At 58.2% G+C, this 25,870-nt stretch carries 21 protein-coding genes and 1 pseudogene; 8 read left to right on the top strand and 14 right to left on the bottom strand.

What is annotated here, in order from left to right; all coding sequences use genetic code 11:
- Nucleotides 1–64: 64 nt before the first annotated feature.
- Entirely contained in the window at nt 65–2,326 is a 2,262-nt protein-coding gene (locus tag AC0YNU_RS20150) for a glycoside hydrolase family 76 protein (protein ID WP_475759909.1), read from the bottom strand.
- A 729-nt stretch (nt 2,327–3,055) separates the two neighbouring features.
- On the opposite strand from AC0YNU_RS20150, the gene AC0YNU_RS20155 reads away from it, so the two are divergent.
- Nucleotides 3,056–3,592, top strand: a complete 537-nt coding sequence (locus AC0YNU_RS20155; protein WP_475759911.1) for a hypothetical protein — start codon at nt 3,056–3,058, stop codon at nt 3,590–3,592.
- Between the two features lie 215 nt (nt 3,593–3,807).
- Here the strand turns inward: AC0YNU_RS20155 and AC0YNU_RS20160 are convergent, their stop codons facing one another.
- Both AC0YNU_RS20160 and AC0YNU_RS20165 read right to left on the bottom strand, forming a co-directional pair.
- Nucleotides 3,808–6,351: a discoidin domain-containing protein gene (locus AC0YNU_RS20160; protein ID WP_475759913.1), complete on the bottom strand. Its 2,544-nt coding sequence runs from the start codon at nt 6,349–6,351 to the stop codon at nt 3,808–3,810.
- 19 nt (nt 6,352–6,370) lie between these two features.
- Nucleotides 6,371–7,294: a helix-turn-helix domain-containing protein gene (locus AC0YNU_RS20165; RefSeq protein ID WP_475759915.1), complete on the bottom strand. Its 924-nt coding sequence runs from the start codon at nt 7,292–7,294 to the stop codon at nt 6,371–6,373.
- Between the two features lie 343 nt (nt 7,295–7,637).
- On the opposite strand from AC0YNU_RS20165, the gene udk reads away from it, so the two are divergent.
- From udk to AC0YNU_RS20180, 3 genes are all read left to right on the top strand, one after another.
- Nucleotides 7,638–8,255, top strand: coding sequence for a uridine kinase (udk, locus tag AC0YNU_RS20170; RefSeq protein ID WP_475759917.1), 618 nt, complete (start codon nt 7,638–7,640; stop codon nt 8,253–8,255).
- A gap of 47 nt (nt 8,256–8,302) precedes the next feature.
- Nucleotides 8,303–8,728: an ester cyclase gene (locus AC0YNU_RS20175; protein WP_475759919.1), complete on the top strand. Its 426-nt coding sequence runs from the start codon at nt 8,303–8,305 to the stop codon at nt 8,726–8,728.
- Between the two features lie 100 nt (nt 8,729–8,828).
- The gene (locus AC0YNU_RS20180; RefSeq protein ID WP_475759921.1) at nt 8,829–9,239 is read left to right on the top strand and encodes a GNAT family N-acetyltransferase; all 411 of its coding nucleotides are present in this window, start codon (nt 8,829–8,831) and stop codon (nt 9,237–9,239) included.
- A gap of 96 nt (nt 9,240–9,335) precedes the next feature.
- On the opposite strand, the gene AC0YNU_RS20185 is transcribed toward AC0YNU_RS20180, so the two are convergent.
- The 9 genes from AC0YNU_RS20185 to AC0YNU_RS20225 form a co-directional block, all read right to left on the bottom strand.
- Nucleotides 9,336–9,839: a GNAT family N-acetyltransferase gene (locus AC0YNU_RS20185; protein ID WP_475759973.1), complete on the bottom strand. Its 504-nt coding sequence runs from the start codon at nt 9,837–9,839 to the stop codon at nt 9,336–9,338.
- Between the two features lie 3 nt (nt 9,840–9,842).
- Nucleotides 9,843–10,967, bottom strand: coding sequence for a glycoside hydrolase family 18 protein (locus AC0YNU_RS20190; protein ID WP_475759923.1), 1,125 nt, complete (start codon nt 10,965–10,967; stop codon nt 9,843–9,845).
- Nucleotides 10,968–11,046: 79 nt separating this feature from the next.
- Nucleotides 11,047–12,927 (bottom strand): polysaccharide deacetylase family protein, encoded by a 1,881-nt coding sequence (locus AC0YNU_RS20195; RefSeq protein WP_475759925.1) that lies wholly within the window; start codon nt 12,925–12,927, stop codon nt 11,047–11,049.
- 39 nt (nt 12,928–12,966) lie between these two features.
- Nucleotides 12,967–14,919: a glycosyltransferase family 2 protein gene (locus AC0YNU_RS20200; protein WP_475759927.1), complete on the bottom strand. Its 1,953-nt coding sequence runs from the start codon at nt 14,917–14,919 to the stop codon at nt 12,967–12,969.
- Between the two features lie 65 nt (nt 14,920–14,984).
- Entirely contained in the window at nt 14,985–16,298 is a 1,314-nt protein-coding gene (locus AC0YNU_RS20205) for a nucleotide sugar dehydrogenase (RefSeq protein WP_475759975.1), read from the bottom strand.
- Between the two features lie 62 nt (nt 16,299–16,360).
- Nucleotides 16,361–17,803: a polysaccharide deacetylase family protein gene (locus AC0YNU_RS20210; protein WP_475759929.1), complete on the bottom strand. Its 1,443-nt coding sequence runs from the start codon at nt 17,801–17,803 to the stop codon at nt 16,361–16,363.
- A 49-nt stretch (nt 17,804–17,852) separates the two neighbouring features.
- A complete protein-coding gene (locus AC0YNU_RS20215; protein ID WP_475759977.1) occupies nt 17,853–19,256 on the bottom strand; it encodes a polysaccharide deacetylase family protein in 1,404 nt (467 codons plus the stop codon).
- A gap of 643 nt (nt 19,257–19,899) precedes the next feature.
- Nucleotides 19,900–20,634: an HAD family hydrolase gene (locus tag AC0YNU_RS20220; RefSeq protein ID WP_475759931.1), complete on the bottom strand. Its 735-nt coding sequence runs from the start codon at nt 20,632–20,634 to the stop codon at nt 19,900–19,902.
- Between the two features lie 144 nt (nt 20,635–20,778).
- Nucleotides 20,779–21,132 carry a DoxX family protein gene (locus AC0YNU_RS20225; RefSeq protein ID WP_475759933.1) on the bottom strand — a complete coding sequence of 118 codons (354 nt, stop codon included), beginning with the start codon at nt 21,130–21,132 and terminating at the stop codon, nt 20,779–20,781.
- Nucleotides 21,133–21,272: 140 nt separating this feature from the next.
- Between AC0YNU_RS20225 and AC0YNU_RS20230 the strand changes: the two genes are divergently transcribed.
- Both AC0YNU_RS20230 and AC0YNU_RS20235 read left to right on the top strand, forming a co-directional pair.
- Nucleotides 21,273–21,644 (top strand): winged helix-turn-helix transcriptional regulator, encoded by a 372-nt coding sequence (locus AC0YNU_RS20230; RefSeq protein WP_475759935.1) that lies wholly within the window; start codon nt 21,273–21,275, stop codon nt 21,642–21,644.
- Nucleotides 21,641–22,129, top strand: a complete 489-nt coding sequence (locus tag AC0YNU_RS20235) for a GNAT family N-acetyltransferase (RefSeq protein ID WP_475759937.1) — start codon at nt 21,641–21,643, stop codon at nt 22,127–22,129. Before AC0YNU_RS20230 ends, AC0YNU_RS20235 begins: the two co-directional genes overlap by 4 nt.
- On the opposite strand, the gene AC0YNU_RS20240 is transcribed toward AC0YNU_RS20235, so the two are convergent.
- Complete coding sequence (locus AC0YNU_RS20240) at nt 22,126–22,626, bottom strand: hypothetical protein (RefSeq protein WP_475759939.1); 501 nt, start codon at nt 22,624–22,626, stop codon at nt 22,126–22,128. The two genes, AC0YNU_RS20235 and AC0YNU_RS20240, sit on opposite strands and share 4 nt — an antisense overlap.
- Nucleotides 22,627–22,938: 312 nt before the next feature.
- On the opposite strand from AC0YNU_RS20240, the gene AC0YNU_RS20245 reads away from it, so the two are divergent.
- Together AC0YNU_RS20245 and AC0YNU_RS20250 are read left to right on the top strand one after the other, a co-directional pair.
- Nucleotides 22,939–24,792 (top strand): RCC1 domain-containing protein, encoded by a 1,854-nt coding sequence (locus tag AC0YNU_RS20245; RefSeq protein ID WP_475759941.1) that lies wholly within the window; start codon nt 22,939–22,941, stop codon nt 24,790–24,792.
- Nucleotides 24,728–25,561 (top strand): hypothetical protein, encoded by an 834-nt coding sequence (locus tag AC0YNU_RS20250; protein WP_475759943.1) that lies wholly within the window; start codon nt 24,728–24,730, stop codon nt 25,559–25,561. Before AC0YNU_RS20245 ends, AC0YNU_RS20250 begins: the two co-directional genes overlap by 65 nt.
- A gap of 95 nt (nt 25,562–25,656) precedes the next feature.
- On the opposite strand, the pseudogene AC0YNU_RS20255 reads toward AC0YNU_RS20250, so the two are convergent.
- Nucleotides 25,657–25,805: pseudogene (locus AC0YNU_RS20255) on the bottom strand (sugar phosphate isomerase/epimerase family protein); the annotation flags it as partial.
- Nucleotides 25,806–25,870 lie beyond the last annotated feature (65 nt).

Raw genomic sequence — 25,870 nt, forward strand, 5'->3', positions numbered from 1 at the left:
TCGGCGAAAAAGCCTGCCGCGCTCCGATCGAGCGCGACAGGCTAAGCTCTATGCGATGAATCGATTAAGGCACCAGCGAGACGGCATAGACATGCATATCCGAATTGGCCGGCAGCGTGATGCTCTTCACGGTTTTCCCGGACGTCGGCGTCAAACTGTAGCCGAACACATAGAATGAGCCCGTTCCGACGGCACCGCTAATATGCGCGCGCGGCATCGTCTGCACTTGATTCGCCGTCGTACCCGGCAAAGCCCAGTCCTGCATGGCCACGCCGACGGCGCTCGTGCCGCCGTCCGAATAGTTCAAGGTGAACGTGCCGGTCTTGTCGCCGTGCGAGCTGGATCCGAGCAGCTTGATCGACGAATAGAGGTTCGGCGGCAGCGCGATCGTCTGGCCCGTTACCTTGATCTCGTTGTTCTGGTTGTTCGCCGCCGGTCCCAGCGTATACTTGATGCCGCTATAGGTCGGGTTCAGATTGAGCACGTCCGACGAATAGCCGTAGCCGGCATCGCCGCCGAAGCTGTTGTTGCTCGCGCTCGCGTCGCTTGCCCATCCGTCCTCGTTGTAATACGGCGTTAAGTCCGCTTGCTGGGCGGATACGAGCGTGATCGCGAAAATATTGACGTTCAGGCTGTTCGGCAGCGTGATGCTCGAGAGCGTCCAATTCGGCGTCGCGCGCAGGTAGTAGGCATACATCCGCGCGGTTCCCGGGTTCTCGCCCGCCGAGGTGTGCGTCGACGTGAACGTCTTGGCGACCTTCTGGCCGGTCGTATCGCTCGCCGCCCAGTCCGCCATCACGATGTTCGCTTGGTTCGGCACGCTGCCGCTAGTGCTGTAATTGAGCTTGATCTCCTTCGCAATCTGGCTGCCGTACGTAGCTGCGGCAAGGATGCGAACCTCGGTATATTTGCCGGACGGTAGCGAAATGGTCTGGCCGACCGCCTTTACGGCGTTGCACTCCGTGTTGACGGTGCCGTTGCAGCTGCCGTCGTTCGTAGGTCCGAAGTTGTACGGCGTGCCCTCGAAATTCACGCTGCTGCCCACCTGCTCGGACGGATAGGCATACGAGCCGCCGCTCCAGCTGAAGCTGCCGGGCGTCGCATCCGTGCTGAATGCGTCTTCGTTAAAGTAGGACGACAAGTTGACCATTGTCGAAGCTGCCGGCGCAGGTGATTTCGTGATCGAACCGCTGGCAGGAATCGTGTTCTGCAGCTGCGAGACGCCCGTCGAGCTGCCGAAGGATTTGATCGTCCCGCTCGGCGCCTTCACCGACCAGTCCTTGTAAGTCAGGTTGTCTGCCGTGCGGCGGTTGTTCCAGACCGTGTCGGCGTTCAGATTCATCCACGGCGCATACTGGCTTTGGCCGTCCACATTAATAAGCAGGTTCATATAGCGGGCGAAGATCCCCTTGAACCCCGCTCCTGCCTCGACGCCATCCTCAGCGTCATAGGTCAGGATGTAGTTGGTGTCCGTAATGTGATTGTACGAATAGTCCGCGGCCGCGATGGCATCCTGCAGGTAGGAAGCCGTGTTCGTCGCCTTGTACAGATAATGCGCTGCGCCGATGAAGGCACCCTGGTTGTACGTAAACTCCCAGCTGTCGACCGTGACGTTGTCGCTGTGCAGGTTGTCCATGACGCGGCCGTTCAGGAACAGACGGCTTTTCTCCCAACTGTACAGGTTTTGCGCCTTGGTCAAGTAGCTCGTGTCGCTGAGCGCGCCGGACAGCATGACCGCCGCGATGGCCGCCGGCATGTTATTGCACGTGTTCTTCGCCGTCTTGGCGTAATCCCACCAGATGCCGCCGCCGAGCGACGTGTCGTAGGCCGCCGTCCATATGCCGTCGAAGGTATTTTTGGCCGCCGTCAGGTAGCTCGCCGTGCCGGTGATCGCGTTGGCGCGCAGGAACGCCATCGTCATCCACATCGGATCGTCCGTCAGCGTGGCCACATACGTCCAGTTGTTGCCGTACTGCGCCAGAATCGAATTGGCCAGGCTGACAATGTAGTTATAATACGTAGAACTCGGCGAACCCTGTCTCACCGTCCGGTCGTACGCGTCTTCGAGCACCTCCATCATCAAGGCTTGCTTCCAAAATTCCTCTTTCGCCGATTTCGTCGTATCGATGGCGAATTGGTTCTGGCTGCTCATCCAATAGGAGCTGATGAACGCGTTCATCGCCGTGTCGGCATCCGTGTTCGTGAAGGCGGCTGCGGGCGATGGCGCCGAGCCGATAAGGGCGGGTACCGCAATCGCGGCGGCAAGAACGAGCTTGCCGACGGTTTTCTTGAGCTTGGTCAGCCTGTTGCCGAAAATGGACATCATAAACACTCCTTTGGCGTGAATGGGTCAAACCTTGCAGCATGCCGCTTGCCGTTTGGCGAAGCATGGGGATTCTGGTCGATCGTTCCCTCTGTTCCGCGGTGAGGCATTCCCCCTCCGTGTTCTGCCGTCCACTGTAAGTACGAGGCCCCGTGTGAGTGAACAAGCCCATCGTACTGCAAAAGTAAGCGTTTTCACAATGAGCTGGATTTGTTTTTTGTGTGGGATTTTTGTGTTATGGCGAGGTGATCGAGAGGCTTGTCGCGGGGACGCGGGGCGTGGCAATAGGAGCTTACCGCAGGGCGGCGCGAACGCGGGGATAGGGAGTGGAGTGCTAGGTGCGGGGGTGCGGCGTGGGACGCTAGGCGCGGACGTGGGCACAGGGCGTGGAGCGCTTGGCGCGGACGCGCCGCGTGGGGCGCTTGGCGCGAGGGCGCGGCGGCGTGGAGAGTGCTTGGCGCGGGCGAAAGCACAAGGCGTGGAGCGCTTGGCGCGAGGGCGCAGCGAGTGCTAGGTGCGGGCGTAAGCACAAGGGCGTGGAGTACTAGGCGCCGGGAGCGCCGCGTAGAGAGTGCTAAGCGCGGGCGTAAGCACAAGGGCGTGGAGTACTAGGCGCCGGGGGCGCGGCGTGGAGAGTGCTAGGCGCGGACGTAAGCACAGGGCGCGGACGTAGGATCAGAGCGTGGAGCGCTTGGCGCGGGCAGGGCGAAATCGTGCGTAACAGCAGCTTTAATGCCCAATAAGCCGGAGTTGAGTCAAATTTGTGCAATTCAGCAGCTTTCCGAGCTCGAGATGCCGATGATACAACCAAATTTGTGCGATCCAGCAGCTTTACGAGCTCGAGATGCCGATGTTGATCCGGATTTGTGCGATTCAGCAGCTTTCGCAGCTCGAGAAGCCGATGTTGATCCGAATTTGTGCAATTCAGCAGCTTTCCGAGCTCGAGATGCCGATGATACACCAAATTTGTGCGATCCAGCAGCTTTACGAGCTCGAGATGCCGATGTTGATCCGGATTTGTGCGATTCAGCAGCTTTCGGAGCTCAAGAAACCAATATTGATCCGAATTTGTGCGATTCAGCAGCTTTCGGAGCTCGAGAAGCCGATGTTGATCCGAATTTGTGCGATCCAGCAGCTTTGCGAGCTCGAGATGCCGATGTTGATCCGGATTTGTGCAATTCAGCAGCTTTCGGAGCTCAAGAAGCTGATGTTGATCCGGATTTGTGTGATTCAGCAGCTTTCGGAGCTCGAGATGCCGATATTAATTAGGATTTATGCGATTCAGCAACTTTGCATGCTCGAAAGCAGCTTTGCGAGTTTGATGAGCCGAAGCCGGACCGAATGACGGACAAAATGAAGGAGCCCACCTTTTCCGGGCAGGCTCCTTCTTCGGCGCATCTCGCGCTGCTATTCTATTTGCCTCCCATGATATTGCAGCTTACCAGGCACTTCATCGCCACCTCGCAAACTCTCGCGTGCCCCGACTACCGACGAACCGTAATCTTCGTCGCGTTCGTCAGCGCCTCGGTTACCGTCAGCTTGCCGCTCGCGTCTGTCGTTGCCGTGCGCGTCGTCGTCGTGCCTGCCGCGATGTTCAGCTTGTCGATCGTGTAGGTCGTGCTCGCGGCCAGGTTGCCCACGAGATACGTCACCGTAGGCGTGCCGCTGTTCAGCGTCGTGATCTCTACGCGATCATCCCACACTTGAATGGCATACTCGCGGCCGCGGTACGACAACGGGTTCACCGTCGCCGTCGTCATCCCCGTCGGAATGTTCGGCGCGATGGTCAAACCGTCCTTCGAGGCGTCGATGCCCGCCACCGTATAGACGAAGGCTGCCGGCACGAGGCCGGATTCCGGAAACTCGCCGGTCACGCCGATGCGCCATGCCGCGCCGTAGCCGTTGTTCGGATCGCGGCGAAGCTCGTCGATCGCGTATTCGCTCGCGACCGTTTTCATCCGAGCGTAGGCATTGTCGATACCTTTATACTGCGCCCGTGCCAAGATATCGTAGAACTCGGTATAGAAAATAAACCCGCCGTTCTCCAAATGCTGATCCCAGCCGCCGGACGCCGTGACCGAGATGCCGCCCGGATCCTGCCACCAATACGGACTGCCCGTGCTTTCGATCGCGAGCGTATTGGAACGCGGCGCGACGGTATAGTAATAGATGTCGCTGCCCGTCGACGTGTCGCCGGAGATCGTCCGCGTGCCGTCCAGCCAGCTGAAAATGTCGTTCGCCTTCGTCGTGCTGTCGGCAAGGCCGTAAGCCAGCGCTTCCGTGTTCAGGAATACGAGGCCGAAATCCCGCGTCGTGTTATTGATGTCGATCGTCGAGACGTAGCGCTTCTTCGTGCTGTCCCAGAACGTGGCGTTGAAGTTGGTCTTGACCGTGGCCGCCAGCGTCGCATAGTTAGCTGCTTCCGTCGCGTTGCCCTTCATCGCATACAGCTCGCTCATCGCTTTGCAGGCCGCGTAGAAATATAGGTTCACGTAAGGATCCTTGTAGCCGAAGCGCAGGTTATCCCAGTAGTTCGTCGGATGCCCCGTCGCCCCGGACGTCGTGCCTTCGCTCTCGCCGTTATTAATGACGATAAGGCCGTTCGAGCCGTTCATGCTCGCGGACTTCAGGAAAGCCATGGCGTCCTGCACCTTCTGCCAAACCGTCTTGCCGTTGGAAATATCCCCGCCTGCGTAATTCGAATTGCTGTCGACCGCATCCAGGAAGCTTGGATCATCCCATACCGCGATCCGCCAAGCCGACAGAATATAGAGCGGATTGTTGGCGATATGCAGGGAATTGCCGCTCGGCCAGCGCGGATTGTCCGCCCACGACCATAAGAAGCCGTCGGAGCTTTGGGCGTGATCGCGCACCTTCTGCTTCAGGTCGCTCTTGTAGCTCGTCTCGGTGCTCCACATGAGCTTGCGGGCCATCCATTCGAAATACGTCGGTTCGTTGCCGAACTTGTACACCGCGTCCGTGCCGTCGTCCACGGCGCCGAACTGCTGCCACATGTTGTTCCAGTTCTGGTCGAAGTCCCCGCCCGCGTCGGTCGCGAACGGCGTGCCGGAATACGCGGCCGCCTCCGCCAGCTGGAAGTAGTAGTTATTGAAGGAATCCTTCCCAAGCTTCGTTGCGACGACCCGGAGCGCCTTCGCCTTCAGCGGCGCGAAAGCGAACGTCTGCGGCGCTGCGCCCGGAGCCGGATAGTTCGTGTAGCTTTGGCCAGGAATGTCCGTGAAGCTGCTGCCGTCCGCGCTGTATTGCAGCTTGAAGTCGACCGGGAATGCCTCGCCGCTCGAACGCGGCGTCAGGACAAGCTTCGAGAACGCGTACTTCTTGTTATAGTTCAGCTGCAGGCTCTCCGTTGCCGCGCTGCCCGCGTGCACGGCCGACGTCCAGAAGTCCGCGGCGGAGTTGTTGATCGTCTTCGTCGCTTCCATCGTCGCCTGCTCGGTGGACGGCGACACGGAGCTTGGCGTCACGCGCTGATCGCCGGCAGTCGTCGCTTGCTCCGTCGTCATCTCCGCAATCTGCAGATAGGCGTTGCCAAAGTTGTCGGTGCCGAGCTTCGTGGCGTTCAGCCGGATATAACGGGCATCGACCGCCGAGCTGAAGTCTACGACCACCTGCTTGAAGCCTGGGTTCGCAAACGCGGTCCGGCTTGTGCCCGGCGCCGTCGTCCACGGACCCGAGCTGCTGTCGCTGTATTGGATGCTATAGTCGACCGGGAAACCGTAGCCGCCTTCGCGCGGATAAAGCCGTACGCGGTTGATGCCGTACTGCTTCTGTCCGAGATCCAGCTGCAGCCATTCGTTCGCGCTCGCGGTCCCGCCATGCCCCGTGCTGGAATAGAAATCGAAAATATTGCCGTTCGCCGCATTGGATGCCGGCAGTCCCGACGTGAAGCTGCTCGCGGAGATGCCCGCGCTCTTCGTCTTCATCGCTTCCGCCGTCGGGGCAATAAGGGACGCCAGCATGCATGCGGCAAGAAATCCTGATAATCGCTTCGTTGTCGCTTTCTTCATTATCCAACCTCCGTTTCGTTTATCGGTGTTCGGATCGTTGCTGCATCTCCTCGCGGTATTTTGCCGGGGAACATCTTACCTTGCGCATGAATAACCTCGTGAAGAAGGATGCGTCTTCGTAGCCGATGCGCGCCGCGATGTCGACGACCCTGTCGCTCGTGTGCATCAGCAGTTCCTTTGCCCGCTCGATGCGGACGTAATGCAGCATTTCCAATATCGTTTTGCCCGTGTCCTGCTTGAACAGCCGGTTCAGATGGCGGACGCTGACGCCGAATTGGCCCGCCAGCAGCTCCATGCCCTGCTTTTGCTCCGGATTCTCGGTCAAAAACTGGTGGATGCGCCGCACGATGAGATCGCGGGAATCGGAACGCTTCGGCGACGGCGTCAGTTTGGCTCTGCCCATCGCCTCGTTCTGGCAGCGCAGGAGCAGATGCAGCAGCTCGAAGAGCTTCAGGCGCTGTATGGTGGCATACCCTTCTCTGCCATCCTTCTGCTCGTCCAGCATTTCCTCCAGCAGCCGCTCCACCCGCCTTGCATCGCGGAGCTCCAGCGATATTCGGGGATGGAATTCGTCCTCGCGATTCAAGAACGGATGCATCAGGAACGACTCGACGTGACCTTTGGAATCGACGGCTTTCAACCACTCATGCTCGAAGAGCTCCGGCAAAAACAAACAGTTCACCAGCTCGAACGACTCGCCCTGCCCCAGCACGTACGTGTGGAACTGGCCGGGACGAACGAGCAGCACATCACCTCCATGCAGCGGGTAATATTTGTTCTCGAAATAGTGGGACGCATGGCCATGCACGACATAGACCAGCTCATAGAACGCATGCTCGTGAACGGGCGGCAAATCCTCCGTGCGGTGGACCTTGCGCTCCACGTGGACGGGAAGCGACTTCGGGTCCTTCAAATACAGGCTGGCTTGAAATTTCATGCGCATGGCCGACATGCCCCCTTCCCATTCCCTTCCATTATAAAATGAAAGCGCATTCTTGGCGACGCGGAATCGGACATGCCGCATGGTGATTTGGACAGCTTCCCAATTGTAATCGATGCCTTGCCCTGACTGAACATCATGCACGCAAGCCTGCATCAAAGACGAATTAACCGCCGCCCGCCATGTCGTTTCGGACAATGAATGCCGTCGTTCGGGCCAAACTCCTCCGCATCCTCCGGGTCCTTTCCATCTGACAAAAAGTGCATGGCCCGGCCGGGATGAAATCAGGGACCGGATTATGCTACAATACGGGGATTGAACACCGCCAAGGAGGCTGCTTTATCCCATGCTTATTATCGGTATCGCCGGGGGCACCGGCTCCGGCAAAACGACCGTCGCGCGTTCCGTCATCGAACAGCTCGGCACGAATCAAGTGACGTTCATTTCGCAGGATAATTACTATAAAGACCACTCCCACCTGTCCATGACGGAACGGGGAGCATTGAATTATGACCACCCGCTCGTGTTCGACAACGAACTGCTGATCGAGCACCTCAAGACGCTGAAGGAAGGCAATCCCGCGCAGGCGCCGGTCTACGATTTCACCGTTCACGCCCGCTCCACGGACAAGACGCTCGAGCTGCTCCCGCATCCGATCGTCATTCTCGAAGGGCTTCACGTGTTGTCGGACGAGAATCTGCGGCCGCTGTTGAACATCAAAGTGTTCGTGGATACCGATCCCGATGTTCGCATCCTTCGCCGCGTCCTGCGGGATATCGAGGAGCGCGGACGGACGATCCAGTCGATCCACCAGCAGTATTTGACCTCGGTGAAGCCGATGCACGAAGCCTTCATTGAACCGTCCAAGAAATACGCCGACATCATCATTCCCGAGGGCGGCGAGAATCAGATCGGCATCGAGCTGCTCACGACGCTGACGGAGAAATATTTGAAGCAGAACTAGCAGGCTAACGCCGAGTCTAGGCGATCCCTGACAAGGAGGCTGGCAGCATGCATGCAGCGGAAGTGGTACGGGGATTTTTCGAGCAGGTACGATCCGGATTAAATCCCGATGCAGCTCATCATTACATGGCTGAACGGGTGCTGGCCCATCAGGCGACAGCCGAGAACGAGACGACCGTCTCGCGTTCTCCCGCCGAATACGCGGCGCATGTCCGCGAGATGCAGGATGCCTTCGGCGCGTTCCGTCTCGTCGTGGAAGAGCTGATCGCCCAAGACGACCGCGTCTACGTGCGCTGGAGGCAGACTGGGAACCATGTCGGCGAGGCAGACGGCTTCCAGCCTACGGGCAAGCCCATTATTGAAATTGCCAGCGCCGTCTATCGCGTGGCGGACGGGAAGATCGCGGAGTATTGGATACAGATCGACCGGGAAGGCATCCGGGTTCAGCTGGAGAGGAATGCAAGTAAGCCGTGAACGTGAATGAACGGGGCAGATGCTTGGACAGTCAGGGACGCGTGCACGAATCGCTGGCTGCTGCTTGTTGCACGCATTTCAACGATGAGGGGTATAAGACATGAACATCGTTATCGCCGCCGAATCCGATTACGACTACATACGGGAGCGCGACCGTCATCTTGCGGAGCGCCTCGTCCGGAGCAAAATCCAAGCCGGGGAGATCTATAGGCTGAATAATGAAGAGGGCGCGCCGATCGGCTGGATGCGTTACGGGTATTTTTGGGATAACACGCCCTTCATGAACATGCTTTGGATCGACGAGCCGCATCGAGGCACGGGCATCGGCAAGCAAGTGGTATCGCATTGGGAAAACGAGATGAAGAAGCAGGGCTTCAAGCTCGTGATGACGTCTACGCTGGCGAATGAAGAGGCGCAGCATTTCTACAGGAAGCTGGGTTATGCGGATGCGGGGTGCCTCCTTCTTCCGGGCGAGCCGCTGGAGATTTTGCTGATCAAGTCGCTCTCTTAATAGCATAAAACATCAACGAAAAAGCGCCGAACGGACAGCCTCGCTGCCCCTCCGACGCTTTTATTCATTTCATCCCATTAATGTCGTGCACGCGGGTTAAGCATGATCCGAGTAGTTCGCTTCCTTCTCGTCCTTCTCCCACACGTCCGCATACTCCGGATTGCGTTTGAACTGGGCAAGCGCATAGGCGCAGGCCGGGATGATCTTGCGACCTTTCTCGCGCGCATCGGCGACGACGAGGTTCAGCAGCTGCTTCGCCAAATTGCCGCCGCGGTATTTCGGATCCACGTACGTATGGTCCAAAATCCACGTGTCCACGTCGACCAGCCTGTAAGTGATCTCGCCGATCTGACCGCCGACACCTTTCAAAATGTAGCCATTTCCCTGTCTCTGAGCGATAATATCCTCTGCCGGCACGTCCTCCGGACGGATTGATTCTTCATTCCCGTTCATGCAGCTCCACCTCCAGCGCGATATAAAACCGAATGCTATTATTCTATACCCTGTAGGGAAGGTTTTGATGCAGGAAAGAGTATGTGGTGCACGGGGCGGGTTTAGATGCAGGGACGATACGCGTACGGCATTGTGAAAACGGTGCAGAGACTAAGGCCGCCGCTCTTTAATGAACGCGCGCATCTCCTCCGACAGTCCGCCGAGCCGCCACAGCGCGATGTTATGCACGCCGGCGTTCCGGGCGGTGCCGATCCAGCGCCTCAGCGTCTCTGCATCCGCATACCAGACGGTATGCGTCACGCCATCTCCGTCCGTGTAGCGATAGTGAAGACTCCCGCTCGCATCGTCGCGGACGGCCGGCTCCGCATTCCCCCCCTTCGCCAGTTCCGCGGCCTGAAGCTCCGTTACGCTTACCGCCTGCTTGTCCGCCGTCCAGTCGAAGCCGCCGAGCGACAGCGCGATTGCGTTGTCGCCCGGAAGCGAATCCATGCGTGCCGCCAGCTGCGCGATGAACGCCGCGTCGGCCTTCGGGCCCGGCCCGCTGAAGCCGCCGTACAGGTTATAGGCCATCATCACGTAGGCCGGTCCTTCCGGCAGGTCCAGCTTCTCGAGAGGCGCCCTCGACTCCAGCACGACGCGCAGCGTCTTGCCTTCGGCATGAAGCCGCGCGTATAGGTCGCCGATGAACCGGCCGTACGTCCCCCAAGCTCCGTCCGGCACGCGCTCGTAATCGAGCTCCAACCCATCGAATCCTTTGGCCTTCACCGCCTCCAGCAGCTCGCTCATATGCTTGCCGCGGCTCGCTTCCGCCGCCATCAGCTCCGTGATCAAGGCGGGATCCTTCTGTTCCCCCGGGGAGCCGTCATTCTTATACCGGTCATTCACGACCGTCAGCAGCGTCCGCCCATTGCCGGCGCGCTTCGCGGCGGCAAGCACCTCGGGCCATGCTTTCCGGTCTTCATCCGTATAATAGAGGCTGCCGTCAGCATTGAAATACGCCGCAAAAGCCTGCACGCCGCCGTTCAGACCAGAACTGATCACCGCCAGATCGGCCACGCCTGCTTCCCACGCCCAATCCACGACCCAGGCGGATAGTGTTAGGGGCGTATCCGATGCGTTCCCGGCAGGCATGTCATTCCCGGACTTGCCGCCGTCCAAGCTTCCCTTCGCCAACGCAAAGAAGACGACGACCGCGGCTGCGGCAGTGATGCCCCACCAGGTCCAAGCCGTCTTCCTTCCGCCGCGGGATTTTCTGCCTCGCCGCACACCGGACATGCCTTGTCCTCCTCGTCTTCTTTTGACAGAACGCAGAACGAAGCTCCATACAAGCGCCGCCAGCTATCCATGTACCGCCCTAGAACGTATCGATGAACCAATCCACGACCCGGTTAAAGCCATGCTTAACGCCGCTAATCATCCCTTGCAGTCCTTCGTTCGTATTGCGGTACAGCAGCTTACCTTCGCGATTGCCGCCGCTGTCATTATTGCCGCTTCCGTGACTGCCGCTGCCATTGGTGCCGCCATTGGTGTTGCCATTGGTGCTGCCGTTGCCATTACTGCAATCTTCGTTGCTTCCACTATCAGCCGCATTGCCCAGTGACTTCACGGTCACATCGACGAAACGCCCGTCATAGATATCGTCCTTCGCGTTCTGCTTGCTCGCCTCCGAAGACAACGCCACGCCGCCCTTCGCGATCGAAGCGTCGATCGCCCGTCCGCTTAGAAGCGTCCGGCCGTCCACCTTCAGGCTCAGCTTCCCGCCGCCAAGCTCGACGCCGACACGGCGCGCCTTCGCGATATTGACCGGAATGCTCGTATCTGGTTCCAGCCCCGCTGCCGTCTGCGCCTTGGTATACACCGCCGCCTTGCTGAGCGCAAGGTCTTCGTCGTCCCATGACACGTCGCTCAGCTTCGCCCCGAACAGCCGCTCCACGGCTTGTCCCGGTTTCTTCTGCTCCACGGCGATCTCGTTATCCGCGAGCACGACGCGAACGTACGCATCCTTCTCGCGGTCGTACCGCAGATAGAGACTCTGCTTGCCGATAACGTTGCCCGTAAGCTTAGCGGTCAGCGACACGTCGCCATACCCGTCGCTGCCCTTCAAGTAGGCGAGTCCTTCCGCGCCTGCCGGGGATGTCAGCACGATCTCGTTCTCGTCGAACTCCGCAGCGCCCGTCGCGACGTCCCAATCCGAGGCGCGCGATTTCTCGCCCTGAACGAAATTCATCTTCTGCCCGCTGTCGTTGCCGATCGTCATCAGCAGGTGATTGGTCGACCAATAAGGCTGCGACTGCACCCGCGTCAGATCGTACACGCTCTCGCCCTTGCCGTTGAAAGCCTCGCCTTCCCGCGCAAAATGCAGCTGGAACAGCGCTTCGATCTCCTTCTCGTTGGCGTCCGTCACGAGCCGGTTCATGCCGCTGCCGAGCGAATTCGCGTGCATGATCATATACAGCCCCGGCACATAGCCGAGCTTGGCCGTATAGACATCCTTCATCTGCTTGTAATCCTGCGCGATCCGCGCTTCCATCTGCCCGCGGTCTTCCGTCGGAATCATATTTTCATCCCGGACGAAATCCATCAGGTAATGGTTGTAATACGCAACCTCGCTCTTGTTCTTCAGCTCCTTCTCGGTCTTCTGCCCGAGGAAGCCGCCGTCATTGTTGAACACGTTGATATACGACAGGCGATAGCCGTTGCTGCCGAGCTCCCAGAAGCCCGTCTTGCGCAGCTTCAGCATCTCCTTCGCCTGCAGGAACTTGTTGTCCCCGTTGCCCAACTTGCCCGCGTACGACAGGAACGTCGCTTTGAAGTTGTACTTCTCCAGCATCGGCTCCGCGAACAGCGCCGAATCGTTGCGGCCGTCCTCGAACGAGAGGAAGAGCGCCTTGTCCGGCAGCGGCTTCCCCGAACCGTAATAGTCCAGAATGTCCTGCTGCGATATCGTCCGATAGCCCTGATCGTGCAAAGCCTTCAGCTGGCTGTTCAGCTCGTTCTTGGCGATCAGCTTCGGGGTTCCCGAACGGCCGACGCCGAAATACGAGAGCGCGACGAAGCCATGATCGCTGTTCCACGCGCGCTTATCCGGCTCCGCATACGTATCCATGCCCCATACGGCCCGGTAGATCAGCATCGCCACGACGAGCAGCACGACGGCCTGCACGGCGGTTTTAGCCCGCTTGAGGCGATTTTTCCGGCGAACATTCAGCGCTGGATCCCGATCCGAGATCGCCATTGCTGCTTCCCCCCACCATGAATCTTCCGGCGGCCGGCGTTACTGCCCCAATCCGATTCGATTCTTTTTATTTTTGTTCTTCCGCGCTTCCTTGCGCTCGCGGGCTTCGATATCCTGCGGCGTCTCCCGCGTCCCCCAGGTGGATTTCCAGAAGGTGACCCATGCGACGGGCATCTGCCACAGCAGCACCAGCTCGTAGAAGATGCAGAACACGAGTCCGAACAGCCAGAGCCTGCTCTTGCGGAACAAGAGGTGAGCCAAACTCATCAGGAGCGCCATCATCAGGAGCCCCATCAGGAACGTGCCCGGAAACACGTGATGCACGAGCGGCACGTAGCCGAGATTGTAGGCCACGATGACCGGCGCCGCGATCGGCACGACGAGGCCGACATAGAAGAACAGCGCCATGAACGGCTCCTTGCGCCAAATAAATCCGCCGGCACGCAGCGATTCGCGCAGCCACGAGCGTTTCCACCGCATCTGCTGCCGCAGGAAGACGCCCGTGTCGGACGGCACGATCGTCGAGCAGATCGCCGAATCCTGATAGCCGGTACGATGCGTCTGAAGAATGAAGTTCGTCATGCTGCGGTCGTCGCCGAACGTGGCGGGCTGTCCCAGAAACTTCTGATTCAGCCACGCATCCCTATGCTTCAGGATCAAGTCCTTGCGGTAGCAGGACAACGGACCGGACAAGCAGGTGACGCTGTCAAAGTACGACTCCGCCGCCTTCATGATCCGGAAGGCGATGTAATACCGCACGGTCTGCAGCTTCGTAATCGTATTCGTGTATTTGTTCTCCACGTCGGTCCGTCCCGCGACCCCGCCCATGCGGGGATCCTGAAACGGCTGCACCAGACGGCGAATGGCCGTCGGCTCCAGGAAGCTGTCGGAGTCGACGAAGACGACCAGGTTATGCTTGGCCATCTCCACGCCCTTGACGAGCGCGACGCGCTTGCCGCCGTTCTCCTCCAGGATGTGAAACTTCACGCGGTCCTTCGTGGCGTATCGTTCCGCTTCTTGATGAATAAGGGCAATGACCTCTTGAATGCGCGCGGCCGAATTATCGAGCGACTTGTCATCCACGACGATGATCTCCAGCTTGTCCGTCGGATAGTCCTGATTGACGCAGCTGAGAATCGTCCGGTGAATCCATTCCTGCTCGTTGAAGCATGGAATGATGATCGAGACGCCCGGCGTATAATGCCGATTGACCGGCACCTCCCGGTACAGCGCCCCGAACAAATACCGCGACAGCAGGAACGCCGCTGCCGTCAAGCTGTACAGGTACAGCAAGTAATTGTACTTGAAATAAATCAAGCTCTCCACACGCAGCAGCATGATGAGACATACCGCCGCGAACAGCGCGCCGCTTGCGGCATAGACGGAATAGCCCCATCGTTTGCGCTGCAAATATTCGGTCAGCGGCTTGGCGAATTCGAACGCCAGCATCAGCTGCTCCAGCCCGTCCTGCTCCCGGACGAACGTCCGGACGAGGGCCGCATCCAGCCTGACCGCCGACTCGAAGCCTTCCGGCATCGTGCCCGGCGGAATGTGGAAGCGCAGATTCACGACTTGGCCGACGGCATACCGATTCTCTCCCGGCGGCAGCGCCACGAGGATGCCCGTCGAAGAAATATCGACCGCCTTCCCCCGGTAAGCCGTCCGTTTCGTCTGCCGCGGACCGGTCATCACGACTTCGAAATCCGCCATGTACCGCAGGCTGAGCAGCCGCAGCCGCTCGAGCTCGGCCGCATTCCGCGTCTCGTCGCCCCATGCGTCGGCTTTGTTTTCCTGGCCGCTTGCGTAGCTCTGGCTGCTGCGAATGCCGCCTTTGTCGCCTTTGTCGCCCTTGTCGCTCTTGATTGCTTTCTCGCCCCTGCGATCGGCCTGCATCCGGATCTTCTCGGGATCCGGCACGTTCGAGAGCGTCCGCCGGTCGTTGCGCGGGACGGACAGCACCTCGACGATGTCTTTTTTCTTTCGTTTGAACACGATGGCTCGCCTGCCTCCTCCCCGAAGCCCACGTTGACGACAGTGCCGTCAATCGGCCGCCTGCCTCATAGACTCCAGTAGTGGAACCCGCTGCTTTCGTAAGTGCTTTTATCATAAATGCCTTTGATATCGATCATGATCTTGGCGGCGTCCCGGCCGAAGAGCTGCTCGAAATCCGCGATGTTCATCTGCCTGAACGGCGTATGCGGCACGGCGACGACGACGGCGTCCAAGTTCTTCAGCTCTTCCATGTCCGACAGCTCGATCCCGTGCTCGCGATACGCCGTTCCTTTGTCCACGAAGGGATCGCCGATGATCGGCGTGATGCCGTACTCCTTCAGCTCCTGAATGATATCCTTCACCTTCGTGTTCCGGATATCGGAGCTGTCTTCCTTATAGGACAAGCCAAGAAAGCCGACCCGCACGTTGGCGAGGTTCTGCTTCAGCTTCACCAGCACCTTGATGATCTGCTGGGCAATATACTTGCCCATGCCTTCGTTGACATGCCTGCCCGCCAAAATGATTTTGGAGCGGTAGCCCGTATCCTCCGCCTTGTACGTCAGATAGTACGGGTCGATGCCGATGCAGTGGCCGCCGACAAGGCCCGGCGTGAACGGGAGGAAGTTCCACTTCGTGCCCGCCGCCCGCAGCACCGACTTCGTATCGATGCCCATGCCGTTGAACAGCATCGACAATTCGTTCATGAAGGCGATATTGATGTCGCGCTGCGCGTTCTCGATTACCTTCGCGGCCTCGGCCACGCGAATGCTCTCCGCTCGGTAGACGCCGGCTTCGATGATCAGCTCGTACAGGCCAGCGACCGTATCGAGCGTCTCCTCGTCCATGCCGGAGACGATCTTGACGATATTTTCCAGCCGATGCTCCTTATCCCCCGGGTTGATCCGCTCCGGCGAGTACCCGACCTTGAAATCGACTCCGCAGAGCAGTCCGGATTCCTCTTCAAGAATCGGAATGCACACGTCCTCCGTCACGCCCGGATATACGGTCGATTCGTAGACGACAACGGCGCCCTTCCGCAGCTTCGAGCCGACGAGCCGGCTCGCCTCCTGGACATAGCCCAGGTCGGGCACGTTGCCGCCCATGACCGGAGTCGGCACCGCGACGATGAAGCAGCGGACCCCGTCCAGCCGATCCGGGTCGGACGTGAACGCGACTTCGCTCTCGCGGACCGCATCGCCGCCGATATCTCCGGTCGCATCGATGCCGCTGCGGAGTTCTTGGATCTTCCGTTCGCTCACGTCGAAGCCGATCACGTTCGCTTGCTTGGCAAAAGCCATCGCGATCGGCAAGCCGACGTAACCAAGGCCGATGACGGCCAGCGGTTCCAGCCGGTCCGTGATGCGGTCGTAAAGCTCCATTCTCTTGCTCGTCGTCGTATTCATTCGATCAACCCCTTCGGTTCGGTTAAGGATGCAGCCATTTATGATTTCGAGGTTACGCCGTGCAGACCCATCAGCTCCGACATCCGCACGAATGTATACCCTTCCGAACGAAGCTCTTTAATAATGATCGGAAGTGCTTGAACGGTTTGAATATCGTCCAATAGATGCAGCAGAACGACGCTCCCGTTTGAAGTCTGCTCTTTCACGGCTTGCGCGATCTGGGCAGCGCTTCGACTCTTGACGTAGTCATCGGGCGTCACGTCGAAGATCGCAACGTCATGATAGCCCGTGGCCCCGACGACCTTGAGCGTTCGGGCATCGTAATCCCCGGTAGGCGGTCTAAACAGCATGGTCGGCTGTTCTTGGATCGCCTCGGCGATAATCCGATGCGCTTTGACGATCTCCTCCTGAAGCACTTCCGGAGTCACCGAGGTGATGACCGGATGGGAGTAGGTATGATTCGCCACGTCATGCCCTTGCTCCGCGATCGCGCGAGCCAGATTCGGATTCTTCTCCACGCCGTCCGCGCGCAGGAAGAAGGAAGCCTTCACCTTATACGCGTCCAGCGTATCCAGGATCTTCGTCACGGTGTAATCCGTTCCCCAATCGTCGAAGGTCAAGGATACTTCCTTCTTGGTATCGCCTTCCTTCTTAGTGAAGACGCGGTACGTTGCATCGCCGTAATCGGAATCGATTCGGGCCGCGTCATAGCCCGGTATCTGCTCCAGCGGTTTGCGTTCGCCGCCGTCCTGAATCAGCTTGTCGACGGGGACGAGCGAATAGCCGACATCTCGCGCGCCTTGGGCGATGAGAGCGATCGAAGCATCGATGGTTTTGTTCTCCTCGGCGTCGATGGCGATAATGCCGCCGCGATTGATATATTTTCGAATATAATTGCGCTTCTGGAGCTCCGTTTCATTCTTCCAATTGTGCAGATACAAGCTGCTGCCGACGACGGCGTCCATTCCGTTCTCCGCTGCCGCCACCCGTAAATCTTCATTCGACGAACCGTTCGCGGCCCTGACATAACGCGGGGAGATGCCTGTTTTTTGTTGGATGACCCCCATGCTGAGCTTCAAATCTTTCAAGATCTGCGCGTACGTGAGATGGCTCACGTCTTCCCTATTCAGCGTATTGCTCTCGATTTCGTGTCCTCGGGATCGAATCTCGTTCGCGATATCGGGTTCCTCGGCTACGCGCATGCCCGGCAGGAAGAACGTCGCTTTGATTCCGTATTCGTCCAGGTCCTTCAAGATCCGTTCCATGGTCTCTTTATCCGCCATGCCGTCGAAGGTAAGAGACAGCTCCCGCTTCGTGGTATAGACCATGGTCTCGATTTTGCTGCCTTGTATATCTTGCGGTCTCGCGATCGGCTTCTCGTCATGCTGGACTGCGTTCTTGGCGCTTGAGGATGCCTGATCGCATCCTGCGAGCATGCTGACTGCGAGCAGCAATAGTAGAATGGTCTTGGAGAATTTCATGATTTCATACAGCCACCTTCTCGTTGCATAACGAATGCCAGGATGTTGGTTAGCGTTCAAGACCGATAAGGTCTGCCATTTTTACAAAGGTATAGCCTTTCTGCTTCAGCTGCTCGATGGCCGTCGGCAGCGCCTCGATGGTATGAATGTCGTCCAGCATGTGCAGCAGTATCACGCTTCCGCCCGTCGTTTGCTTCATGATGCCCTTGACGATATCGGCCGCGCTGTTCTTCGCGTCCCAGTCCAGCGTCGTCACCTCGTACATCGCGATGACGGGATAGCCTGTCGCCGCGATGACCTTGCCTGTCTCATCATCGATCACCCCTGTCGGGGGACGGAACAGCATCGTTGGCTTCTGCTGGATCGCTTCCGTAATGACGCGATGCGCCTTCACGATATCTTCCTGCAGCGCTTCGGGCGATAGTGTCGTGACGACAGGATGGCTGTACGAGTGGTTCGCCACGTCATGGCCGCCTTCGACCATCGCTCTGGCCAGGTTCGGGTTGCTCTCCGTCCCCTTCGCCCGAAGGAAGAAGGTTGCCTTCACGTTCTCCGCGGCCAGAATATCGAGAATCTTCGTGATCGTGCGGTCGCTCCCCCAATCGTCGAAGGTCAGCGCGACCTGCTTCGTCTTCAAACCGTCCTGACGATAGACGAGCTTGTACTGCCCGTTCTTGTAGTCGGAATTGACCTTCGCCGCATCCCAGCCCGGAATGTCCTGCAGCGGCTTGCGTTCCCCGCCGTTTCGGATCAGCTCCTGCAGCGGAACGAGCTTGTAGCCGATGTCCTTTGCCGCGGCGGCAATGAGGGGAATCGCATCGACCACGTGCGGATTGACGTCCGTATCCAGGTTAATGATGCCGCCTCGCATCATGAAGCGTTCGACGTAGCTCCCGATCTCCGCCGCGCTTTGCATCTGCCTGTCCTTCGGGTTGATATTGTAGCTGACGACGGCCTCCATCCCGAGGTGCGCCGCCGCTAGACGGACATCATCCGAGTAATCGCCCGATTTCGTCCGTATGTAACGCGGCTTGACTCCCGTCTGCTTCCGGATGACGTCGTTGCTCAGCTTGATTTCGTTGTATATCTGATCGTAAGGCAGCTTGCTCATGTCCAACCGATTCAACGTGTTGTTCTCGACTTCATGCCCTCTAGCCGCAATGGCTTTCGCAATGTCCGGCTCCTCGGCAACCCGCATGCCTGGCAGGAAGAACGTCGCTTTGATCCCGTACGTATCCAATTGGTCCAGCAGCCGCTTCATCGTATCGGCATCGCCCATGCCATTGAAGGTCAAGGAGAGCTCCTTGCGAGCCGTGTAGACGAAGGTGACCGCCCGGCTCATGGTGCCGGTATAGCGAACGACCTTCGCCGGCGTCTTCGTCCCGCTCTCCACTTCGGAGGGTTGGCCGTCGCCGAATATGCCGCAGCCCGCTAGCAGACCGGCGATCAACATGACGACGGTGCCAACGGCAATTCGTTTGCAGGCAGCCTGGATTCGGTGCGGCTCCCATCCGATTTTCCTCGCGCGCAATGACATGACTCCTCTGCTCTAAATTAATAAGCCTATGCTGGCCGGCTTTTCTCTTCATCGATTCTTGGTATTCTAACTGCGGTTTTTGGTATTCCTACAGCGATATCTACCATTACCCACATTGCGACTAACTGTGGCAATGAAATTCGACCCTATTTGCGATTCGTTCCCGGCCTGGCTTTAGCTCCAGTTCCCGCGGTTTCCATATTCCTATTGCTTTCCGCATATCTATCAGATCGCTTCGTGCACATCTTGTCGAAAATATGTAATATAATGGTTATAATTCGACAAAACAAAGGCGTAAAGAACCAATAACTCTGTTGTTTTCAACAGACTCTCTCATTAATAATATAAGTCTTTCCGCCTAAAATCTACGGTAAAACGCTTTATCGTCTCTATATGGACGCAGAAACTTTAAAAAAGGTGCGGTTTTTGTCGAAAATAATTAAAGTTGTGTAAAGACAAAGCGCGGCAAGCTGAGAAATCAGCTTGCCGCGCCTGTAATTTTGCCAAGTGGGCCATGTAGGGGAGGCCATGCATGCGGATCTGTTCAGCCGATCCGATATCAGTCCAATAGCAGCTTCGCAAGCTCCGCATAACCCGAAACCGCATGCGCCGGTTCATGCCCGGTCTCCCGCTCCGCCCCGCGGTGATTGAACCAAACGACGGTCCAGCCGGCTTCGACGGCGCCGACGACGTCGTTGCGCCAAGAGTCGCCCACGTAGACGCTGTTCGCCGGATCGGTGTCCGTCAGCTCGTTCGCGTATTGAAATACGCGCCGATCCGGTTTGTCCCAGCCCAGCGCGCCGGAGATAATCTGCCGTTCCCGCGGGATCAGCCCATCCAGCCGCATCGCTTCGATCTTGCGGCGCTGATGCGCCGGGGCGCCGTTCGTGATCAGACCGACGATCCACCCTCGGCGGACCAGCTCTTCCATGAGTTCACGAGCACCCTCGAACATCGTAATATCGTATTGGCAGCCGATATAGGCCGCTTGCATCGCTTCTGCCTGGGCATCGGAGAGCGCGAAGCCGAATTCGGCCAGCGTCAGCCGGAATCGGCGCACCCGCATCGCTTCCGTCGCGGCGCCTGCCTCCATAGCCCCCGCGCCGCCAAGCTCCAGCGACAGCATGTCGCTGTGATAGCGCAGACGGTGATAAGCCTGCTCGAACGGAAAGCCGTCAAGCGAGCCCAGCGGCCCGGCCACCTCTTCGACCGCCTTGCGAAACGGAGTTAAATGATCATACAACGTATCGTCCACGTCAAAAAATATCGCCTGTCGTTTATCGGCTTGTCTCATGGCAATCGGTTCTCCTGCGTATGGTTATCGTGATCGAGGGCCTCGGCCCGTCTTCCCAACAACTATACGCGATCGCGGCGCCTTCAACAATGCCTGCCGCAAGCGGTCAGCCTCAACGGTACGGGAGCGCCGGGTTCCCCCGCTTCAAACCCGGCCGATCGCGACGAACAAAGCTAACGCCAAGAACACGATATTCACGGCGATGTCTGGATATTCTCGGCGTTTCACATGGAATAAGGCGCCCAAGAGAACGATGGCAGCAAGTCCGATGGCGGCAATCGGCGTCAGCATCGGCGCGATATCCGTCGCTTCAGGCACGATCAATCCAACAGCCCCGATCAGCTCCGCCAGGCCAATGAAGAATACCAAGCCTCTCGGAACCTCTTTCGCCCAAGGCCAGGACGCCGCGGCTTTCCCATAAAGAAACGCCTTCATCCATCCCGAGAAAATAAACCCTGCGCATGCGATTCCCTGGACAATCCATATCGCGACATTCATCGTTCGCCCGCTCCTCTGTTTGTGCTTCTCCCTATCTAGGCCTATACTATTTTGCGGGAGCCTATTTGGGAAGTAGGCACTTGAATTATACCTAGTATACTTATCGAAACCTTAGATAAATAAAGGAGCGCGCATCGTCCATGACCGCTTATTGCAAATTCGAAACGGCATTAGACATCCTCGTCGGGAAATGGAAGCCCGTTATCCTGCTCCGTCTATTCGCGAACGGCACGATGCGGTTCAGCGAGCTGCAGAAGGCTATTCCGGACATTACCAAAAAGATGCTCACGCAGCAGTTAAGAGAATTAGAGTATCACGACATCATCCATCGCGAGGTCTACCCTCAAGTTCCGCCCAAAGTCGAATATTCCATCTCGGCTTACGGACAGCGAATGGCAGCCTTATTGCAGGCGATGAATGACTGGGGCGTCGAACATATCGCGCATTTGGAAGAGCTCTACGGGAAGGATACGCCGATGCCGACGGAAGAAGTGGAGGAGCACAAGCTATGATGATCCGAGAAATCCAGCCGCGGGACGACGCTGCCGTCGAACGCATCATAAGAAGCTGCCTGATCGAATTCGGAGCCAATCGGGCCGGACTCGCCTGGGAAGACGAGAGTTTGAGCCATCTATCCGATTTCTATGCCGCCGAGGGAAGCAGCTACTGGGTCGTCGAGGTAGAGGGAACGATTGTCGGCGGCTGCGGAATCGCGCCGTTTGCCGAATCCGGCGAAATCTGCGAGCTGCAGAAAATGTACCTGCTGCCGCAGGCAAGAGGAACGGGGGCCGCTGCCCCGTTATTAGCCGTCGCCTTGGCGTTCGCAAACCGCCATTACCGGTACTGCTACTTGGAGACGTTGACCGCGATGGCGGCGGCCAATCGCTTCTACGCCAAGCACGGCTTCGTCCAACTGGAGGCGCCGCTTGCCGGGTCGGAGCATTTCGCGTGCGACGCCTGGTATATGCGAGACCTGGCCGAGCGCCGGCAAGACTAATGCCAGTTCACAAAGCAAAGCACCCGCGCCACGATCAATAAATCCTTTTCCGGCTTCCGCGAGGCTTCGATGGCCGCCTCCACCGCATCTTCGCGGCTGTTCCACGTCGTATCATGGTAGCCCCAGCCATCGGTTCGGCTGAGCTTGCTCAGCTTTGCCTTATATTTGGGAAAGGAGACGGGCCGATTGCTGTAGACACAGTACTTCGAAGCTTCCGGCCTGCGGAAATTCGCCGCGATTCGGGCAGCATCGGTCGGCTCGTGTTCCATGACAACTTGGCCATCCCGGATAAACGCCAGCCTTTCGAGAATGAGGATCGCCTTGTAGCCCATCGGGATATTCTTGTTGATCCATTCATTACGATAAGGATCATGCAGAGCCTCCAGATCATCCGTCGCGTAGGACAACCCGGAGGCATCAAGGAAGAACCGCTCCTGCGACAATTCCAGCGGGTGCTGCGCGGCGTTTGTAGGGAAATGGTATTTGATGTTTTCCATGTTAAGCCTCCTTCGGTTTTAGACAGGTTCATTGCCTGCATGAATCCGCTTCGGGTAACGTTTATTTCTACATTCCATACACTGGTACCTGCTGTATGAAGCACGGCACGCATGTCGCGCGGAAGGTCGCGGTTCGCCCGAATAGGGGGACGCGGCCTATTCGGGTTTCTATCAGCGCCGATGATTCTCTATTCATCATTTCGCCAATATGGCATAAATTACTAGTGGTTTGGGACGGAATCCGCGACCGAACTGCTGACGGTACATTCCACTATTAGCGAGGTTATTTCAATGAGGAAACGGTTCCTGGTTATGATTGTAATCTTATGTTTGTTAGGGATCAGCACCGGCATCGGCATCAACAAATCGCAAGTCGCGCATGCCGAGCAGGCGGAGATGATGAGTGACGTCGTCTCATTCTCGACCGGTTTGCAGCACGTGCTTGCCATCAAGTCCGATGGCACGCTATGGGCTTGGGGAGAGAACGCCAAGGGACAGCTGGGGGACGCGACGACGGATAATAAAACCTCCCCCGTTCAGATCGGATCGGCCCGCGACTGGAAGTCCGTATCGGCCGGCAGCACCCACTCGCTGGCGATTCGGAACGACGGAACGTTGTGGGGCTGGGGCGATAACGAAGAAGGCGAGCTCGGGCTGAACAAGGCAATAGGCAGCGCGATACCGGTGGAGCTTGATAGAAGCAACTGGGTGCGCGTCGCCGCCGGCAAAGGATCCTCCTATGCGATTCGAGTGGACGGAACGTTGTGGAAAATGGGTCGCGGGGCAAGCTCGAACGTCGTCAGCCTGACTCGAATCGGGAAAGACAGGGACTGGGCAGAGCTAGACACCGCGGTAGACGGCGGCGGTCAGGTCATGGCGATCAAGGCAAACGGAACGCTGTGGGGCTGGGGCAATAACGGAAACGGACAAGCCGGCGTCCCCTATGGCACCGATGGGGATACGCCGACGCAAGTCGGAAAGGACGCCGACTGGAGCAAGGCGAGGGCAGGCTCCTACTTCTCGATGGGGCAGAAGACGGACGGCTCGCTCTGGTCATGGGGCGGCATCTTCGACGGGACCGATCATTCGGCCATCGCGCGTCTGGATGCGGCTGCGGATTCGGATACGAAATGGATGGCATTCGCTGCCTCGACCACCAAAGTTCTTCTCCGGTCGGACGGAACTTTGTGGACCTACGGCTATGCCGGAGACGGCTACTATAAGGATAATGCTCGGCTTGAGCAAGTCGGCAGCGAGAGGGAATGGACGGACGTAGACAGCGGCTATGGCTTCAACGTGGCATTGAAGCGCGACGGTACGTTATGGTCTTGGGGCTACAATCCGAAGGGCCAGCTCGGCAACGGCAGCCGCACGGAAGCCAACGCGCCGCAGCGAGTCGGAACGGATAACGATTGGCGCGCGGTGTCGGCAGGCTGGGACCATACGATGGCGATTCGGTCGGACGGGTCGCTATGGGGCTTCGGCAACAATAATGCCGGTCAAATCAGCGGCGCTGACATCGGTTTTCGGAACACCCCGATTCGTGCGGATGATCGGCAGGATTGGATATCCGTAAACACCATCTCCAGCAGGACCACGTTTGCGATTCGGGCTGACGGCACGTTATGGGCATGGGGGTATGACCAGGAGCATCTGGTGGATACCGACAGCCGGTATCTCAAGATGCAGCAGGTCGGCAGCGATTCGGACTGGAAACAAGTGCAAGCCGGGCTGGGAATGGCTTTCGCCGTCAAAACCGACGGAACGCTATGGGCATGGGGAAAGGACGCTTCCAAGACGTTGTTTCCGAATCATGCCGAAGCCGCCTCGCAGCCCGTACAGATCGGGACGGACCGTACCTGGAGCAAGCTGTCGCTAGCCAAAGAAGAGAGCACCGCGGTCGTTCTCGCGCTCAAGCAGAACGGATCGTTATGGGCTTGGGGCGCTTATAGTCATCTCGCCGGCAACCCAAGCGGGACGGGCGACAAAGCATTTGTGCGACTCGGCAGCGCCAAGGATGTCTGGAAAGATGCGGCGGCAGGCAGCGTCGAGGCGTTCATGATCAAGCAAGACGGGACGCTGTGGGCGATCGGAGGCGGAAATGCGCTCTTCGATCCCGATCATCGCTCCTCTTCGGCATCGCCAGGTCCAAATCGGCCAAGATAAGAATTGGGCCACGGTCTCCATGGGAACCATGCATGTCCTTCTGACGAAAAGCAACGGAACGCTGTGGGCATTCGGCAGAAATTATAGCGGCGTTCTAGGGACGGGAAGCTCGAAGGATGAGAAAGCGCCCGCGCAGATCGGCCGCGATACCGACTGGAAAATCGCGCAAGCGGGCTATTCCCATTCGATGGCGATCAAGAAAGACGGCAGTCTGTGGGGCTGGGGAAACGATACGGACGACCAGCTCGGCACCGGCGTCGTGCAAGTGCAGCCTTTGCCCGAACCGGTGCTCGGTTCCATGCTGACGATTTACTTCGACGCACCGTACGGAAGCAGCATAACCGGCAAAGGGATCCCCGGTGACACGGTTCGGCTCGTGTTGAAAAATAAACAAGTCGCCCAAGCGCAGGTCGATGCAAATGGTGGCTTCGTCCTATCCGTCCCCGCCAAATTAAGCGGGGACGCCGAGGTTAGCCTGGTCTCCACTGCAGGCGTCACGCTGCAATCGGCCGCGATTGTGCTGAAAGCGCCGATGTCGCTGACCGTTGATCCGCTGCGAGCTGGCGGAACGACGATCCGAGGAACGACGCAGCCGGCCGCGGTCGTGACCTTCGCGATCGGCAAGCGTTCCTATCGCGTATCGGCCGACGGCAGCGGCGCATTCACCGCGAAGGTCGAGCCGTTGAAGGCGGGCACCGTCATCCGCTTCGAATCTGCCGAGCAGAACGGCACGGCGCGCGCGTCCGTCACGGTTACCGTGACGAAGTAAACCCGGCGTGATTTCGCGGAGACACGAACAAGCCTAAAGGAGCCTCACCGTCATCTTGGATGGCGGCGAAGCTCCTTTTTCTAAAACGGAATCTTTTAAGCTTCCAGCCACAGCTGGCGAAGATTGTTCATCGCAATCCGGACGCCGCGCGGCACTCTTCCATACCTTCGAACTCGACAGTGATAAAGCCGTCGTAGCCGGACTGCTTAATCAGTTTGATGATTTTGCGGGTCGGGAGGTGGCCAATGCAGAAATCATGGTCCGATATCGCACAAGTTGATGGCCTTAAGGATATTACATCAGCCGGCT

It is taken from the genome of Paenibacillus sp. J31P316 (genome assembly GCF_056269105.1).

Excerpts from the sequence above, each read along its gene's own strand:
- AC0YNU_RS20150 (WP_475759909.1), bottom strand. The coding sequence starts at position 2,326 with ATGATGTCCATTTTCGGCAACAGGCTGACCAAGCTCAAGAAAACCGTC.
- AC0YNU_RS20155 (WP_475759911.1), top strand. The coding sequence starts at position 3,056 with ATGCCCAATAAGCCGGAGTTGAGTCAAATTTGTGCAATTCAGCAGCTT.
- AC0YNU_RS20160 (WP_475759913.1), bottom strand. The coding sequence starts at position 6,351 with ATGAAGAAAGCGACAACGAAGCGATTATCAGGATTTCTTGCCGCATGC.
- AC0YNU_RS20165 (WP_475759915.1), bottom strand. The coding sequence starts at position 7,294 with ATGCGCATGAAATTTCAAGCCAGCCTGTATTTGAAGGACCCGAAGTCG.
- udk (WP_475759917.1), top strand. The coding sequence starts at position 7,638 with ATGCTTATTATCGGTATCGCCGGGGGCACCGGCTCCGGCAAAACGACC.
- AC0YNU_RS20175 (WP_475759919.1), top strand. The coding sequence starts at position 8,303 with ATGCATGCAGCGGAAGTGGTACGGGGATTTTTCGAGCAGGTACGATCC.
- AC0YNU_RS20180 (WP_475759921.1), top strand. The coding sequence starts at position 8,829 with ATGAACATCGTTATCGCCGCCGAATCCGATTACGACTACATACGGGAG.
- AC0YNU_RS20190 (WP_475759923.1), bottom strand. The coding sequence starts at position 10,967 with ATGTCCGGTGTGCGGCGAGGCAGAAAATCCCGCGGCGGAAGGAAGACG.
- AC0YNU_RS20195 (WP_475759925.1), bottom strand. The coding sequence starts at position 12,927 with ATGGCGATCTCGGATCGGGATCCAGCGCTGAATGTTCGCCGGAAAAAT.
- AC0YNU_RS20205 (WP_475759975.1), bottom strand. The coding sequence starts at position 16,298 with ATGGAGCTTTACGACCGCATCACGGACCGGCTGGAACCGCTGGCCGTC.
- AC0YNU_RS20210 (WP_475759929.1), bottom strand. The coding sequence starts at position 17,803 with ATGAAATTCTCCAAGACCATTCTACTATTGCTGCTCGCAGTCAGCATG.
- AC0YNU_RS20215 (WP_475759977.1), bottom strand. The coding sequence starts at position 19,256 with ATGTTGATCGCCGGTCTGCTAGCGGGCTGCGGCATATTCGGCGACGGC.
- AC0YNU_RS20220 (WP_475759931.1), bottom strand. The coding sequence starts at position 20,634 with ATGAGACAAGCCGATAAACGACAGGCGATATTTTTTGACGTGGACGAT.
- AC0YNU_RS20225 (WP_475759933.1), bottom strand. The coding sequence starts at position 21,132 with ATGAATGTCGCGATATGGATTGTCCAGGGAATCGCATGCGCAGGGTTT.
- AC0YNU_RS20230 (WP_475759935.1), top strand. The coding sequence starts at position 21,273 with ATGACCGCTTATTGCAAATTCGAAACGGCATTAGACATCCTCGTCGGG.
- AC0YNU_RS20235 (WP_475759937.1), top strand. The coding sequence starts at position 21,641 with ATGATGATCCGAGAAATCCAGCCGCGGGACGACGCTGCCGTCGAACGC.
- AC0YNU_RS20240 (WP_475759939.1), bottom strand. The coding sequence starts at position 22,626 with ATGGAAAACATCAAATACCATTTCCCTACAAACGCCGCGCAGCACCCG.
- AC0YNU_RS20245 (WP_475759941.1), top strand. The coding sequence starts at position 22,939 with ATGATTGTAATCTTATGTTTGTTAGGGATCAGCACCGGCATCGGCATC.
- AC0YNU_RS20250 (WP_475759943.1), top strand. The coding sequence starts at position 24,728 with ATGCGCTCTTCGATCCCGATCATCGCTCCTCTTCGGCATCGCCAGGTC.